Source organism: Niabella insulisoli (assembly GCF_039652435.2).
In the GTDB taxonomy this organism is placed as follows: domain Bacteria; phylum Bacteroidota; class Bacteroidia; order Chitinophagales; family Chitinophagaceae; genus Niabella; species Niabella insulamsoli.
Window position 1 is genome coordinate 1160778 of the sequence record NZ_CP190246.1, and the last position, 13812, is coordinate 1174589.

Below are 13812 nucleotides of genomic sequence, written 5' to 3' on the forward strand. Positions count from 1 at the left end.
GAAAAATTGATGAATGAAACTAAAGTTTTGTTTCAGCTGCGCTTTCTTCGCTGGCCATATCCAGAATATCTAAAAAATTATCAGGAGAGGAAACCGTGCTGCTGCTGGCCATTTCTTTTTGCCATTTAGAAATCTGATCGTCGCAGCTATGGTCTTCGCCGGCGATACAATCAGCCATATTGCTCACTTTTTTTGACATGCGAACCACATTGCCGTCCTGGGTCATTAAAATGATATAACGGTTTTGAGCTTCTTTGTTTTTTTCGATGGATGCGGTATAAGCGTTGCCTAACTTAGTTTTGATTCCCGCAAGCGCCTGCTGAGCGCCCGGAGGCTGCGTAGGCTGTTGTTTCACCGCAACCGGCGTTACCACGGACGGGAGTGATTTATTCCCGGTCGCAATATTGCCGGCATAATTATTACTGGTTCCGCCTGTTTCATCTCTAAGGATAAAAAACGCAGTAACACTGATAATGGCGATAAAGCACGCGGCTGCTGCATATTTTAGCCAGCCATGATGCGCGGTAGTCTTCAACGTAGTTGCCTGGTTTTTCGGAGATAATTCGTCCCTGATACCCAACCAGGCTGTTGCCGGTGGATTTACTTTTAAACGCGATAACTTTTTTTCAATGATTTCGAGCGCGGCTTCATCGTCAAGCGTTGCCGAAATATGATGCCATGCGTTAGCAGGCGGCGTTACTTCTGTGTTCTGTAATGCCGCCACGGAACCCCATGATTTTTGTTCGTCGAGATTTAATGCAATATTATCCCACACCATTTTTGGAGGGGCTACTTCAAATTGATGTAAAGCGGATGCGATTTTTTTATTTTGGTCTTCCTGGTTTAATTCTTTTTCCAGGGCTGACCATATGTGAGCAGGAGGCTGCAGCTCGGCCGCGTTTAGTTTTGCGGCGATCTTATTATCCTGTTCCAGTTGATCTAATGCTCCAGATATATGCGCCCATGCCTCAGCCGGAGGTGATACTTCAAAATTATATATTTTTTTCAGGCTGTCCATTTTAACCCATTACTTCGGTCTGTCTTCAATATGTTTTCTTACTAAATCCTGCAAAAGCGCTTTGGCTCTGGAAAGCTGGGATTTGCTGGTGCCTTCGCTGATGCCCAGCATTTCTCCAATTTCTTTGTGAGAATAACCCTCCACAACATACATGTTAAATACGGTGCGGTAACCCGGCGATAACCGTGTGATCAATTCCAGAATATCTTTCTCTGCCAACTCATCCAAAGCCGATATATACTTTCCTTCGATCGTACTTTCTTCTTTCTCCGTAACCGGCTGCAGGTATTTTTTTCTTCGGAAATATTCGATAGAGGTATTCACAAAAATCCGGCGTATCCACCCTTCGAAGGAGCCGTCGCCTCTGAAGCTATCCAGTTTCTTAAAGATTTTGATAAATCCGTCCTGTAAAATATCCTGCGCTTCTTCTGCATTACTGGCATACCTCAAACAAACTGCGTACATTTTCGGAGAAAAGCGGTTGTACAGCTCTTCCTGCATTCTGCGGTCGCCCTCAATACACCCTGTAATTAAGTCGCTTTCTTCAATTGTATGGTTGCGTATCGGTTCCAAATTTTTTAAATATTTAAAAAGTTCTTCAAACGTACAGAAAATTTTTCATTGCAAGACAGCTGCTTTGAAGCTTTGGGCCTCATTTTTTACATCCTGCGCCGCTGTTTTGGCATGTAGATAAAGAAGGTTTATCCGGCGGCCGGTTGTTGTTCTTTTTTTAACCAGTCGATCAACTGCACCAGCGCCCTTGTTCGGTGGCTCATTTTCTTTTTTTCATCAAGTGGCATTTCGGCAAAAGTTTGCCCGGCCCCCTCGGGTATAAAAATAGGGTCGTAGCCAAAGCCTTCAGTGCCAATCCGCTCCTCCGTAATATGGCCTTCGCAAACGCCTTCAAAAAGTGTTTCCTTTCCGTTCATAATCAACGAAATCACCGTCCTGAAACGTGCTTTTCGGTTAGCAATTCCTTTCATTTTATCAAGTAGCTTGGCAATATTGTCGGCGTATTGCGGCTCCCCGTTGGCGTAGCGCGCGCTCTTCACGCCGGGCGCTCCACCGAGCGCGTCCACTTCCAGGCCCGTGTCTTCACTGAAACAATCTCTTCCTGTCAACTCGAAAATGGTTTTCGACTTTTCCGTTGCATTGGCTTCGAGCGTGTCGTGCGGCTCCGGAATTTCTTTGTCAATACCCGCTTCTTTCAGGCTGATAATTTCAAAGCCCGCTTCCAATGCTGAACGGATTTCTTTAACCTTATTTATATTATTTGTAGCAAAAACTAAAGTCATAAATTAAAGATCTGTTTTAGGCCGGTCCAAAGTTTTCCTTTACCGGGTTTGTCGGTTTGTAAATTTTCAAGCGCCGGGGCATGTATCACCGTGTAGCCGGCAAATTTTTGCACCTGGTAGGCTGGAATGTCAAATGGTAGATTGAAATCATGAGGTGTAACGCCAAACATGAGGATAGCGCTTGCGTCAAAATGATTGCGGATCGCATCACTGTCAATCTTTTCATAATTATTAAAATTGATGAGGGCCACATCGCTCAAGCCCAGTTGGCAGGCTTTAAGCAGCTGGGTTAGAAACTCAAGTTGTGGATCGGGAAGATGAACGGATTGGGAATAGTTGACAACGATCAAGACTTTTTTATCATTATTGCCCAAAAATTTCCAGTTCGAAGTAGGGTTTTCGTTTTGAGCATCGGCTGCAGTTGGCGCGGTTGGCGGCTGCGATGCCGAAGCTGTCAGGCTGGAAGGGTATAACTGTGCAAGCAAATAAGGCGATAAGGTAATTTCGTTCAAACTCATACTGTGCTTTAATTTCGCGGGAGTGTTCGTATCTTCGCATTAACAATAATAGTCAAAAATAACATTTTATGGTAGAGGCGGTTCAAATACCTGTTGAGCACATCAAAGAAAGCAAACTGCCACAGGTTGATTTTAAAAATTTAGGTTTTGGGAAGTATTTTTCTGATCACATGCTCGAAGCAGATTACGTCAATGGCGAATGGACGAGCGTCAGGATCAGGCCTTATCAGGAACTAGGATTTTTGCCGGCCCTCTCTGTTCTTCATTATTCGCAAACTATTTTCGAGGGACAAAAAGCTCATAAGGATGAAAACGGGAATGTTCATATTTTCAGGCCACACGAGAACTGGAAAAGATTAAACCGCTCGGCCGAGCGTATGGCTATGCCGCAGGTGCCTGAAGAGATATTTGTGGAGGGCATGAAGCAGCTCATCGAACTCGATAAAGACTTTATTCCGTCCGGCTATGATGAGTCTCTTTATATCCGGCCTTTCCTGTTCGCCACAGAAGAAACGCTTGGCGTAAAGGCGGCTAATGCGTATAAATTCATGATTATCACTGGCCCTGTGGGCGCTTATTTCGCAGAGCCGGCGCGCATTTACGTAGAAGAGAAATTTACAAGAGCAGCGCCCGGCGGAACAGGAGCGGTGAAAACTGGTGGCAATTACGCGGCGTCGCTTTTGTCGTCGGCGGAAGCGCGTAAACAGGGTTATGATCAGGTGCTTTGGATGGACGCGATCGAACACAAATATGTTCAGGAAGTAGGGGCGATGAATATCTTTTTCATGATTGGGGATAAGATTATCACGCCAGACCTTTCTGACGGAACTATTTTAGCTGGCATTACGCGCATGAGCTTGATCGAAATGTTTAAGGATGCAGGCCATAAAGTGGAGGAAAGAAGAATTTCGATTGATGAGATTATCGAGGCGTATAAAAGCGGCCAATTGAAGGAAGTTTTCGGCTCCGGAACAGCGGCCACCATCAGCCATGTTAAGGAATTAAAGTATAAAGACTTTGTAATGGAACTGGATGTCGATGCGATGACTGTTTCTTCGCAAATGAAAAAAGAGTTACTGGATTACAAAGAAAATAAATCCGGCGATAAATATGGTTGGCTCGAACGTGTTTAAAATCAGGATAATTCCCGAATGAACTTTTAAAAAGGTCCAAATCTTTAGGCTTTTTTAATGGATTTGGGATTCATTTTATGGACTGTGCGCCGACAAGGGGGATGCTGTCTGCCGCGCCTGACGTAGTAAATTTTTTTCTACGCCGCATTTTTGCTTTCCTGGCGTCATCGGAAAGGCGCATACGCCCCGGAAAAAGTTCCAAAAAAAAATCAATTATTTTTGTTGATTCAATTTCTTACCTTACCTTTGCCGTCCAAAAATTAAAGGACAAGGAATGCCTACAATTAATCAGTTAGTACGTAAAGGAAGAACAATAATCAAAGCAAAGAGTAAATCAAGGGCTTTAGATCAATGCCCTCAGCGCCGCGGCGTTTGTACTCGTGTATATACCACTACACCTAAAAAACCTAACTCTGCGCTTCGAAAAGTAGCGAAAGTGCGTTTAACTAATAAAATTGAGGTAATTGCCTACATTCCGGGTGAAGGCCACAATTTGCAGGAGCACTCCATCGTATTGATCCGCGGCGGAAGGGTAAAAGATTTGCCCGGTGTACGTTATCATATCGTTCGCGGTAGCCTCGATACTGCTGGTGTGAAAGACCGTAAGCAGAGCCGTTCTAAATACGGAACCAAAAAAGCTAAAAAGTAATTTAACCAGGAGGTTGAATTATTATATATATCAAAAAAAGGCTGAGTAAAGTTTTAATTCTTGAAGAAATTCAGCCGATACTAAAAATTAAATATAATGCGTAAAGCACAAGCCAAGAAACTCCCTTTAGCGCCAGATCCAAGGTTTAACGATAAACTGGTAACGCGTTTTGTAAACAACCTGATGTGGGAAGGAAAAAAAAGTGGTGCGTTCACTATTTTTTATGATGCGTTGGATAAAGTAGCGAAGCAAACCAACGAAGATGGTTACGAGGTTTGGAAAAAAGCATTATCTAATGTTACGCCGGCCGTTGAAGTTCGCAGCCGCCGCATCGGGGGCGCTACTTTCCAGATTCCTTCTGAAGTACGTGCCGACAGAAAAATTTCTTTAAGCATCAAATGGTTGATCCGTTATAGCCGCGAGCGCAACGGACGCAGCATGGCTGATAAATTGGCGAATGAAATTGTTGCTGCAAGCAAAGGTGAAGGCGCTGCTTTCAAAAAGAAAGAAGATACACACCGTATGGCTGAAGCAAACAAAGCTTTCGCTCACTTTAGAATCTAACAAACAGCCCCATGGCGGGGTTAGAAAATAGCTTTAAAAGCCCGTTCCGAAAGGAATGGGCTTTTATCATTTACGGCTGGCCAGGCCATTTAGCCCTTCAGCCTGTTGACCAGGTCGACGTAGTCTTGCATGGCCTTTTCTTTCGATGTGCCCTTTAGCGCTTCCCAGGCATTATATTTCGCCTTATTCACGATATCGAACGGGTTGGTTGGAGGATCGATATTAATATCGCCTAAAGATCCCTGTTTGTAAAGACTGTAAAGCTGCAACAGGGTCTCATTCGACGGTTTTTCAGAAAGGTTTTTACTTTCCGCCACCGCCTTTTCAAATTGTTGAATCAATTCCATGGCTTCAAATTTTTGATCAATTTAAGCTATGAGGTTGATAAAGGTGCTTTGCTATAAAAATATTGTGTTGTGTCAATAAAAAATGCCACCTCTGTTGAGATGGCATTTCGTCTGTTTCAGCATAATTTTTAGGGAGTAATTTCCGGGATGGCATGGCCCGTGCAGCCGCTGGGCATTTGAATGCGCAGCAGGCCAGCCACTGTCGGTGCGATATCGGTCATATACACTTCGCGATTGCTTTTGCCAGGTTTGATGCCCCAGCCCATCCATACGAGCGGAATATGCGTGTCGTGTGGGTTCCAGGTTCCGTGCGTCGTTCCGGTGCCGTTATAGCCGCTTTCAAACCAGCCGGGAAAAGGAATCATTTGAATGGTGCCCGACCGTTTTGCATTATACCCGTTAACGATCCTGCTTTTAATGGTTTCGGGAACGGGTTCGTTGCCAATATTTTCCACATCAACCACAAACTGAAGCTCGGGTTGTTGTTTGAGATATTTAACCGCAGCGGCCTTAATGGCGTCGTAATCCAGGTTTTGGCTATTGATTTTATTATAGTTGAAATTGATCTGGTAATTCATATCAGACAATACCAGCCTGTCTTCTTTAAACTTAGACTGGAGGTGCTCATTCAAGCCTGTGATTATGTTATTAAGCTGTAAGAAGTCGGCAGGCATTTTATTTTCTTTCATAAAATTGATGGAGTGCGCAGCGCCATGATCTGCAGTCAAAAACACCAGATAATTACCCTTTCCTACCTTTTCGTCGAGATAGCGGAAGAAATTTCCCAAGTCTTTGTCCAAACGTAAATACACATCTTCCACTTCAATGGAATTGGGGCCAAACTTATGGCCCACATAATCGGTCGAAGCGCAGTTAACCGTAAGGAAATCGGTCGCTGCCCCTTTTCCCAACGCATTCCCGGCGATGGCCGCCTTCGCGAAATCCAGCGTTAGTGTATTGCCAAAAGGCGAAGTTCTGATGACGTCTTTATTTGTTTTATACAGTTCACTAAAGTCGTGGGGGAAAGAAGTGGTTTTTTCACCCTTAAATTTTCCTTCCCATTTTACATCGTCGGCTGTACTTTGTTTATAGGTTTGAATGGGATAGAGCGTCGTCCAAGGAGTGGCCGTAAGTCTCGATGGTTCATCTTTCGCGTTAAAATCAGCAACCCATTTAGGCAATTCGTTCATATACCAGGTGCTGGTGATAAAATCTCCTTTAGCATCATCAAACCAGAACGCTCCGGTTGGATGATGGCCTGCCGGCAGAATGGAAGCGCGGTCTTTCAGCGACACGCCGATCACTTTAGATTGAAAATTCGTGGCCAGGCGCAGTTCGTCGGTGATTGTAGTAGCCAAAAGGTTTCTGGGCGACATTTTTCCCGCCTTTGACGTGCTGCCTACCGGCTGAACTGTCGAATCATCCGTGCAATACATGTTTTTCCCAGAAGCCTGATCGATCCAGTTGTTACCCGCGATACCATGAATGGCCGGTACCGAGCCCGTAAAAACGGTGGTATGTCCAACGGCGGTGTAAGAAGGAACATAATTGATAAAAGTGTTTTCGCAGCTAAAACCTTCTTTGAGCAAGCGTTTAAATCCGCCGTTATTATCATAGCGGTCATAATAGCGGTACAAATAGTCCCACCGCATTTGATCGACGACAATGCCCACTACCAATTTTGGGCGTTGAAGGTTTTGTGAAAAGGAAGAAAGGCTGATAGCCAAAGCAAGACAAGGGAGCAATAAGCGTTTCATTAACTTTAATTTTTGTCAAACATACAGCAAAAAATTTTAGGCATCATGTGATTAAATGTTTATCAGGTATTTGTAAAAATCGATGCATAAACAAAACCGCCGCAGATAGTGCGGCGGCTTGCTGGTCTTAATAGAAGGAGCTGTTGGTATGTTTGCTAATTTGATCCCGCGCCAGAGACACTTATTACCAAAATTTCGCCGGTCGCAGTACTTTCTTTAAGCAATTTTCCATTTTTAAAGATTTGCGCCTTTAACGTCGAGTTGTTATTGGGCCCTGTTGCATTGCAGCTCATTGAGGGATATCCGTCATTGGCAAAAGTAAATACGTCTGTTTCAAAATTTTGCGATCCAATATTCGATCGTGTTTCCATTCCACCCGTTCCGTCCGTGGCATATACTGCATTTGATATAACCACGCCCGGCGAGCCTACTAGTTTATATTGTATGGTATAGGTGCCGCCGGGAGCATCGTCTTTTGAACAACTATTTAACGTAAGAAATACGATGGTTGCAACGGCCATAAATAAGATTGACTTTTTCATATTTTTTTATTTGTTATTTTTTGCATCAAATGGCTCTTTGTTCGCTCATTGCCGATTGATGGGTTTTTAAAAAGGGGAAATGGAATATTTTTTAATAATTGTAATACACCTCATACTTCAGCGTTGAAATATCAGCGATCTTGCCGGGAGAGAGCTGGATAGTTCCTGTTTCCGCCGAGGTTGCCTTTGCATCGAGTACAGTAGCGAGCAACCTGTCTTCATTGTAGGTATTTCCATCTGTTGAGTTGACGGTCCATTTGATACGAAACGAGCCGTCGCTATCATAGGTATAATTCATGTCTGTGGTGTTTGTCTGATCAAAGCTGATCGATAATGTGCTGCTGCCGGCTCGCTGCGTCGCCTTGATATTCGAGATTTTGAAATCCGAAGGTTTGAACCGGCTTCCGGTTTCCCCGTCGACATCATCTTTGGAACAACTCATCAATGCGGATACTGAGACGAACGCAATCAACAATAGCGGTAGTAGTTTTTTCATAATAGGATTAAATTAAAGGTTAAAAACAACCTCAAAAATAAAAACATCATGGTGCCGCAACAATCGCTGCAAACTGGTAATTTTTTATACTGGTTTACCGGTATTTTTTTATTGAATATTCCCCAATAGCTTTAATAAATTACTTTAGAAGATGATTTTTTAATTACTGTTATGAAATATTTCCTATTCATATTTGGTTTGTTAGCTTTTGGTTTTGCAAACGCGCAGATACCCTTAGACGAAAGCGCCCACGTAGACAGTCTTTTAAAGCAAACACAGTCGTCATCCACGGAAGAACGGGTCAGGGCTCATTTTGAATTGAGCAATTTTTATTTCAGTAGGTCAGACTCGTTGAATGCGGCAAAGCAATTTTCGGTAGCTCAAAGGCTGTCCGCAGGCAATTCGATGTTGGAAGATGTTTCACTTTTTTATCAGGCAAATTTGTTTTTTGATTCCGATCGGCCACAAGCAATGGCTTTGTATAAAAAAGCTGACAGCGGTTTGCAGCATTATAATACATCGTGGACAATATACTTACGAGCAAAATGCTGGCGGGCCATAGCAATGTTGCAACAACTCAATGATGATGAGCCCGGCTTTATTGCGACGCTTACAAAAAAAGCGATGCCGTTGGCTCAAAAAGCCAAAAGCCAGGCTTTGGTGGGCATGATCTATTTCGACCTTGGCATAGGTTTTTATAATACGATTCAGTATAAAAAGTCCAATGAGTATTTATACAAAGCGGTGGCTACGCTAAAAGGTATAAAGCCGGTCCGCAAATCGTTGCCGGATGCGTATATCTCTGTGGCTCAAAATTATTTGATGCTTGAGGACTATGGAAAAGTACCAGGGTGCCTGGCAAATGCTTATGCCATATTAAAGAATTTCCCGAAGTCGGATGTGCTGGACGACTACTATCATATACTGGGCATCTATCAATATAAAATTAAGGATTATAAAAGCAGTATGGCCAGCCTTGATAAGGCGATTGAATTAGCGAAAGGGAATAAAGATTATTATCTGGCAGCCAGTATTTACAATCGTAAGTTCAATTTTTATTTTGAACAAAAAGAATATCAGCATGCCTTACGTATTTTGGATGAAAGCAGCGAGTCGCTGAGGCTTGATGCGTTTATACGTAACAGGCTGGGCATGATATATAACTATGCGCGGGTGCATGGAGCTATGGGCCAATATCATAAAGCTTATGATTCCCTTTCAAAGTTTGTGGATCTTTATGACAGCCTGGAAAATGCTGACTTTTTTAATAAAACCAGGGAGCTTGAAGCAAAGTTCAAGGTTGCAGAAAAAGAACAAAAAATAGCGATTCTCGAAGCGGAGAAAAAGGAAACTGCGCTGCGGCAAAAAAACAGCCGGCTCACGAGTTGGCTGTTGCTGACGATATGCGCAATATTGCTCATCTCGTTCCTGTTACTCTATATCACTTTTAACAATCGAAAAAGGATGGCTAAACAAAAGGAGGTCAATTATAAACAACAATTGAAAGAAATGGAACAGCAACAGGATTTGGCCAGCGCGGAGGCCATGCTGGAAGGTGAAGAGCGGGAGCGTAGCCGGATGGCCCGCGACTTGCACGATGGTTTAGGGGGACTTCTTGCCGGCATCAAAATAAAACTGTCAGATCATGCCAAAGCTGAAAATAGTACCAGAGCAGATTTGGAGCATGTAATATCCCAACTGGACGAGTCCGTTTCCGAACTGAGGCGTATTGCCCGAAACATGATGCCTGAAAGTTTGAAGCGGTTTGGATTAGAAATCTCTCTTCGTGATCTTTGTGAATCGCTTAGCAGCACAGAAACGCGGGTTGATTTTCAAGCCATAGGTATTGAAGAAAATATGGACATGGCCGCGCAGATTGTGATTTATCGCATTATTCAGGAAGCGCTCAGTAACGCAATTCGCCACGCTGACGCTAAAAACATTTTATTGCAATGCAGCAAAAATGAGGATACGCTTTTTGTCACTATTGAAGACGATGGGAGAGGGTTCGACATGAATGCAATGTATGAAAGCAGCGGAATAGGAATGAGCAATATTAAAAACAGGGTGAAATACCTAAAAGGAAAACTTGAAATCGCGTCACAGCCCAATGAAGGCACAACGATTAACATTGAAGTAAATATCGCGGCTTGACGTTTTGGGATCGATGAATTGTTGAACCATAAGCCGTGCATAAAACCGGCCGCAGGCCCGCCGGTGAAGGGATCTTTTTTTTTCGGTGCAATCCCTTTGAAATTTATACAATGAATAGCAGGCACTCTTTTTGAACGGACACATATATTCAATTAAAAAGAATCATATGACCGTAACGCTAGCCGAGAAAATAGAAATCGCTATTGTGGATGATCATCCTATGGTAGTGGAGGGCCTCAAAACCCTTCTGAAAAAGGAAAAAAATATTGTCACCCACAGTTTTACAAATGGTGCAAACCTTATTTCATTTTTGCAAAATAATGAGGTTGATGTGGTTCTGTTAGATATCGTGCTTCCCGATGTCAACGGTATTGAAGTTTGCAAAGAAATTAAAACAATGGCTTCCCGAACGGTCGTCCTTGCTTTAAGTAACCAGGCAGAGCGAAGCATTATTCTACAAATGCTGCAAAACGGGGCGAGTGGCTACCTTTTGAAAAATGTTTCGGCAGACGAACTTTTGCAGTGCATTGAAGAAGCTCAAAAAGGCGGCATTGCTTTTAGTAAAGAAGTGAAAGCAATTATGGCTAAGCCTTCACAATATGATCTTCAGGCAGTTCCCTCGCTTACAAAGCGCGAAAAAGAAATTCTGAAAATGATTGCCGGAGGGAAAACTTCCCAGCAAATTGCCGATACTTTGTTTTTAAGCCTGTTTACGGTAGAGACGCACAGGCGCAACCTACTGCACAAAGCGGGCGTGAAAAATGTGGCGGAACTTATAAAAATTGCTACCGATTATCGCTTACTCTAGCCGATCAGCATTAGTAGAATGCGGCAATGCGTCAAACGCCAGGCGGTTTTTCAGGAAACCGTGTATCTTTTTTCTATGAAAAACAAGATGGTTAAGGCAGGCCCAGTTCCAGGCTCAATGCGGTGCCGGTTTGGGTATATTCTTTTGCCAGGGCCCCATTTTTAAAGATCTCTGCTTTTAACGTTGACGATGCATTGGCTCCGGTGGCATGCACCACAATAAGCGCATTTCTTTCCTTGAGCCTGAAAACGTCACTCTTGTAGCCGAAAATTAACTGATCGTCTGTGTAGGTTTCAATTAGGGTTCCACCGTCATCATTTGTATTCATCTGAATGATATTGATAATAGTCGCTTCCGAGCCGGTGAGCTTATATTCTATATCGTAAATATTCTCATCGATTTTTTCTTTGGTGCAGGATGTGAAGGCAAGCGTCGTTAACAGCACAACACAGGTCAGGAGCATTTTAAGTTTCATAGCGAATTAATTTTGAGTTGCTAAGATAAGCAATAGCCTTAAAAAAACAGCATTGGCCTTAATTTTGAGTTTTATCGGATCAACCTATAAATTTCCCTAAAATATTTTCTCAAAAATTAGTTTATTTAAAAACTTCACTGTACATTTGCACTCCCATTTCAAAAAGGGAATTCAACAATGTCGCAAAGAATCAGAATAAAATTACAGTCTTACGATCACAACTTAGTTGACAAGTCAGCCGAGAAAATCGTTAAAACTGTACGTAGCACCGGCGCTGTAGTAACAGGCCCTATTCCTCTGCCTACACACCGTAAAATATTCACTGTTCTTCGCTCTCCTCACGTAAACAAAAAGAGCCGTGAACAGTTTCAGTTAGCTACTCACAAAAGACTGTTGGATATTTACACTTCTTCTTCACGCACGGTAGACGCATTGTCTAAACTGGATCTTCCCAGCGGTGTTGAAGTTGAAATTAAAGCGTAAAAGCGCCTCGAATCCTTTGGGATTCAAAACTTTAGTTCTTATAATAAAAAAAGTCATCTCTCAACTCCGTTTCGGAATAAAAGAGCTCTGATAAAAAATATTCTCAACCATAAAAAGTTGAGAGCCAACATAAAACAAGCCGTTCAGGGTTTGTTTACTATCAGTACTTCCCCATAAAGGAAAAGGTTGATAGCAAACGGGGATCGATTAAGGTATTTCATGCCTCCAAGTCCCAATAATCCTGGAAGGCGTAAACTTTTAAAAAAATGAAAGGTATTATTGGGAAAAAATTGGGGATGACCAGCATCTACGATCCTTCAGGCAAACAAACCGCCTGCACGATCATTGAAGCAGGCCCTTGTGTAGTGACACAAGTTAAAACAACTGACACAGACGGATACAATGCACTTCAGGTGTCGTTTGGTGACAAGAAAGAAAGCCGCACTAACCAGGCTGAAAAAAACCATTTCGCAAAAGCTAACACTACAGCTAAAAAGTTTTCAACAGAATTTCGTGATTTCTCAATAGAAAAAGCCTTGGGTGAAACCATCGGCGTTGACATTTTCTCTGAAGGAGAAAAAGTTAGCGTAGTAGGTACGTCTAAGGGTAAAGGTTTTCAGGGTGTTGTAAAACGCCACGGTTTCCATGGTGTGGGTGAGCAGTCTCATGGTCAGCACGATCGTCAGAGAGCGCCCGGATCACTGGGTAACTCTTCTGATGCCAGCCGCGTAATGAAAGGTATGCGCATGGCGGGCCGCATGGGCGGAGACAGAGTTAAAATGAAGGGTTTGAAAGTTGTAAAAATATTTCCTGAAAAGAATTACATCCTCGTAAGCGGATCTGTTCCGGGTCATATTGGTTCAATTGTTTTAGTTCAGAATTAATCTAACCCCAAGCCTTAACATATAAAATAAAAAAAATGCAAGTTGAAGTTTTAAATATACAAGGTAAGGGCACTGGTCGTTCAGTAGAATTGCCTGATGATATTTTTGGTGTTGAGCCAAATGATCACGTTATCTACCTTGCGGTTAAGCAGTTTTTAGCAGCGCAGCGCCAGGGTACTAACAAAGTAAAAACCCGCGCTGAGGTAAAAGGGTCGAGCAAGAAATTGCACAAGCAAAAAGGTACAGGTGGCAGCCGTAAAGGTAATATCCGCAACCCTTTATACAAAGGTGGTGGTACGATCTTCGGTCCAAAGCCTCGCGACTACAGCTTTAAGCTGAACAAGAAGGTGAAAGATCTTGCGAAAATATCTGCGCTGTCTTACAAAGCAAAAGAAAACGCAATTGTAGTAATTGAAGATGTAACCATCGATGCTCCCAAAACAAAAACATTAACCGGTGTATTGAAGGCGCTGAATGTGGGAGACAAAAAATCAATGTTTATCTCTGATGTTCCTAATGATAATGTTGAATTGTCTTTACGTAATGTACCTTCTGTTTTAGGCGTTGCGTTAAGCGACCTGAACACTTACGATATCGTAAACTCAGAAGTACTGGTACTTACCGAAAGTGCTGCTAAAGTTTTCTCGGAAGAAGAAGAAATCGTAGCAGAAGCATAAGAATTTATCAAA

Annotated in this window: 17 protein-coding genes; 8 read left to right on the forward strand and 9 right to left on the reverse strand. The window is 42.8% G+C overall.

Annotation, left to right across the window (positions count from 1 at the left end):
- Nucleotides 1-19: 19 nt before the first annotated feature.
- The 4 genes from ABDK00_RS04925 to ABDK00_RS04940 form a co-directional block, all read right to left on the reverse strand.
- Entirely contained in the window at nt 20-1018 is a 999-nt protein-coding gene (locus ABDK00_RS04925) for a hypothetical protein (protein WP_346238764.1), read from the reverse strand.
- A 9-nt stretch (nt 1019-1027) separates the two neighbouring features.
- Nucleotides 1028-1591, reverse strand: a complete 564-nt coding sequence (locus ABDK00_RS04930) for an RNA polymerase sigma factor (RefSeq protein WP_346238765.1) — start codon at nt 1589-1591, stop codon at nt 1028-1030.
- Between the two features lie 128 nt (nt 1592-1719).
- Nucleotides 1720-2313 (reverse strand): RdgB/HAM1 family non-canonical purine NTP pyrophosphatase, encoded by a 594-nt coding sequence (gene rdgB / locus ABDK00_RS04935; protein ID WP_346238766.1) that lies wholly within the window; start codon nt 2311-2313, stop codon nt 1720-1722.
- Nucleotides 2310-2831 carry a hypothetical protein gene (locus tag ABDK00_RS04940; RefSeq protein WP_346238767.1) on the reverse strand — a complete coding sequence of 174 codons (522 nt, stop codon included), beginning with the start codon at nt 2829-2831 and terminating at the stop codon, nt 2310-2312. Before ABDK00_RS04940 ends, rdgB begins: the two co-directional genes overlap by 4 nt.
- Nucleotides 2832-2899: 68 nt before the next feature.
- Here ABDK00_RS04940 and ABDK00_RS04945 point away from each other — a divergent pair, with 68 nt between their 5' ends.
- The 3 genes from ABDK00_RS04945 (at nt 2900) to rpsG (ending at nt 5177) form a co-directional block, all read left to right on the forward strand.
- Nucleotides 2900-3964 (forward strand): branched-chain amino acid aminotransferase, encoded by a 1065-nt coding sequence (locus tag ABDK00_RS04945; protein WP_346238768.1) that lies wholly within the window; start codon nt 2900-2902, stop codon nt 3962-3964.
- A 274-nt stretch (nt 3965-4238) separates the two neighbouring features.
- Nucleotides 4239-4613 carry a 30S ribosomal protein S12 gene (rpsL, locus tag ABDK00_RS04950; RefSeq protein WP_346238769.1) on the forward strand — a complete coding sequence of 125 codons (375 nt, stop codon included), beginning with the start codon at nt 4239-4241 and terminating at the stop codon, nt 4611-4613.
- A 96-nt stretch (nt 4614-4709) separates the two neighbouring features.
- Nucleotides 4710-5177 carry a 30S ribosomal protein S7 gene (gene rpsG / locus ABDK00_RS04955; protein WP_425474795.1) on the forward strand — a complete coding sequence of 156 codons (468 nt, stop codon included), beginning with the start codon at nt 4710-4712 and terminating at the stop codon, nt 5175-5177.
- An 89-nt stretch (nt 5178-5266) separates the two neighbouring features.
- On the opposite strand, the gene ABDK00_RS04960 is transcribed toward rpsG, so the two are convergent.
- The 4 genes from ABDK00_RS04960 to ABDK00_RS04975 form a co-directional block, all read right to left on the reverse strand.
- Nucleotides 5267-5524, reverse strand: a complete 258-nt coding sequence (locus ABDK00_RS04960) for an acyl-CoA-binding protein (protein ID WP_346238770.1) — start codon at nt 5522-5524, stop codon at nt 5267-5269.
- 128 nt (nt 5525-5652) lie between these two features.
- A complete protein-coding gene (pafA, locus tag ABDK00_RS04965; protein WP_346238771.1) occupies nt 5653-7281 on the reverse strand; it encodes an alkaline phosphatase PafA in 1629 nt (542 codons plus the stop codon).
- 155 nt (nt 7282-7436) lie between these two features.
- Nucleotides 7437-7823: a hypothetical protein gene (locus tag ABDK00_RS04970; RefSeq protein ID WP_346238772.1), complete on the reverse strand. Its 387-nt coding sequence runs from the start codon at nt 7821-7823 to the stop codon at nt 7437-7439.
- Between the two features lie 91 nt (nt 7824-7914).
- Nucleotides 7915-8319: a hypothetical protein gene (locus tag ABDK00_RS04975; RefSeq protein WP_346238773.1), complete on the reverse strand. Its 405-nt coding sequence runs from the start codon at nt 8317-8319 to the stop codon at nt 7915-7917.
- Nucleotides 8320-8490: 171 nt separating this feature from the next.
- Between ABDK00_RS04975 and ABDK00_RS04980 the strand changes: the two genes are divergently transcribed.
- Together ABDK00_RS04980 and ABDK00_RS04985 are read left to right on the forward strand one after the other, a co-directional pair.
- The gene (locus tag ABDK00_RS04980) at nt 8491-10473 is read left to right on the forward strand and encodes a sensor histidine kinase (RefSeq protein ID WP_346238774.1); all 1983 of its coding nucleotides are present in this window, start codon (nt 8491-8493) and stop codon (nt 10471-10473) included.
- Between the two features lie 166 nt (nt 10474-10639).
- A complete protein-coding gene (locus ABDK00_RS04985) occupies nt 10640-11281 on the forward strand; it encodes a response regulator transcription factor (protein ID WP_346238775.1) in 642 nt (213 codons plus the stop codon).
- A 91-nt stretch (nt 11282-11372) separates the two neighbouring features.
- Here ABDK00_RS04985 and ABDK00_RS04990 read toward each other — a convergent pair whose 3' ends face one another.
- Nucleotides 11373-11756, reverse strand: coding sequence for a hypothetical protein (locus ABDK00_RS04990; protein WP_346238776.1), 384 nt, complete (start codon nt 11754-11756; stop codon nt 11373-11375).
- Nucleotides 11757-11933: 177 nt separating this feature from the next.
- Here ABDK00_RS04990 and rpsJ point away from each other — a divergent pair, with 177 nt between their 5' ends.
- From rpsJ to rplD, 3 genes are all read left to right on the forward strand, one after another.
- The gene (rpsJ, locus tag ABDK00_RS04995; protein WP_008584585.1) at nt 11934-12239 is read left to right on the forward strand and encodes a 30S ribosomal protein S10; all 306 of its coding nucleotides are present in this window, start codon (nt 11934-11936) and stop codon (nt 12237-12239) included.
- Between the two features lie 266 nt (nt 12240-12505).
- Entirely contained in the window at nt 12506-13123 is a 618-nt protein-coding gene (rplC, locus tag ABDK00_RS05000; RefSeq protein ID WP_346238777.1) for a 50S ribosomal protein L3, read from the forward strand.
- A gap of 35 nt (nt 13124-13158) precedes the next feature.
- Nucleotides 13159-13800, forward strand: a complete 642-nt coding sequence (gene rplD / locus ABDK00_RS05005) for a 50S ribosomal protein L4 (protein WP_346238778.1) — start codon at nt 13159-13161, stop codon at nt 13798-13800.
- The last annotated feature ends 12 nt before the right edge of the window (nt 13801-13812 follow it).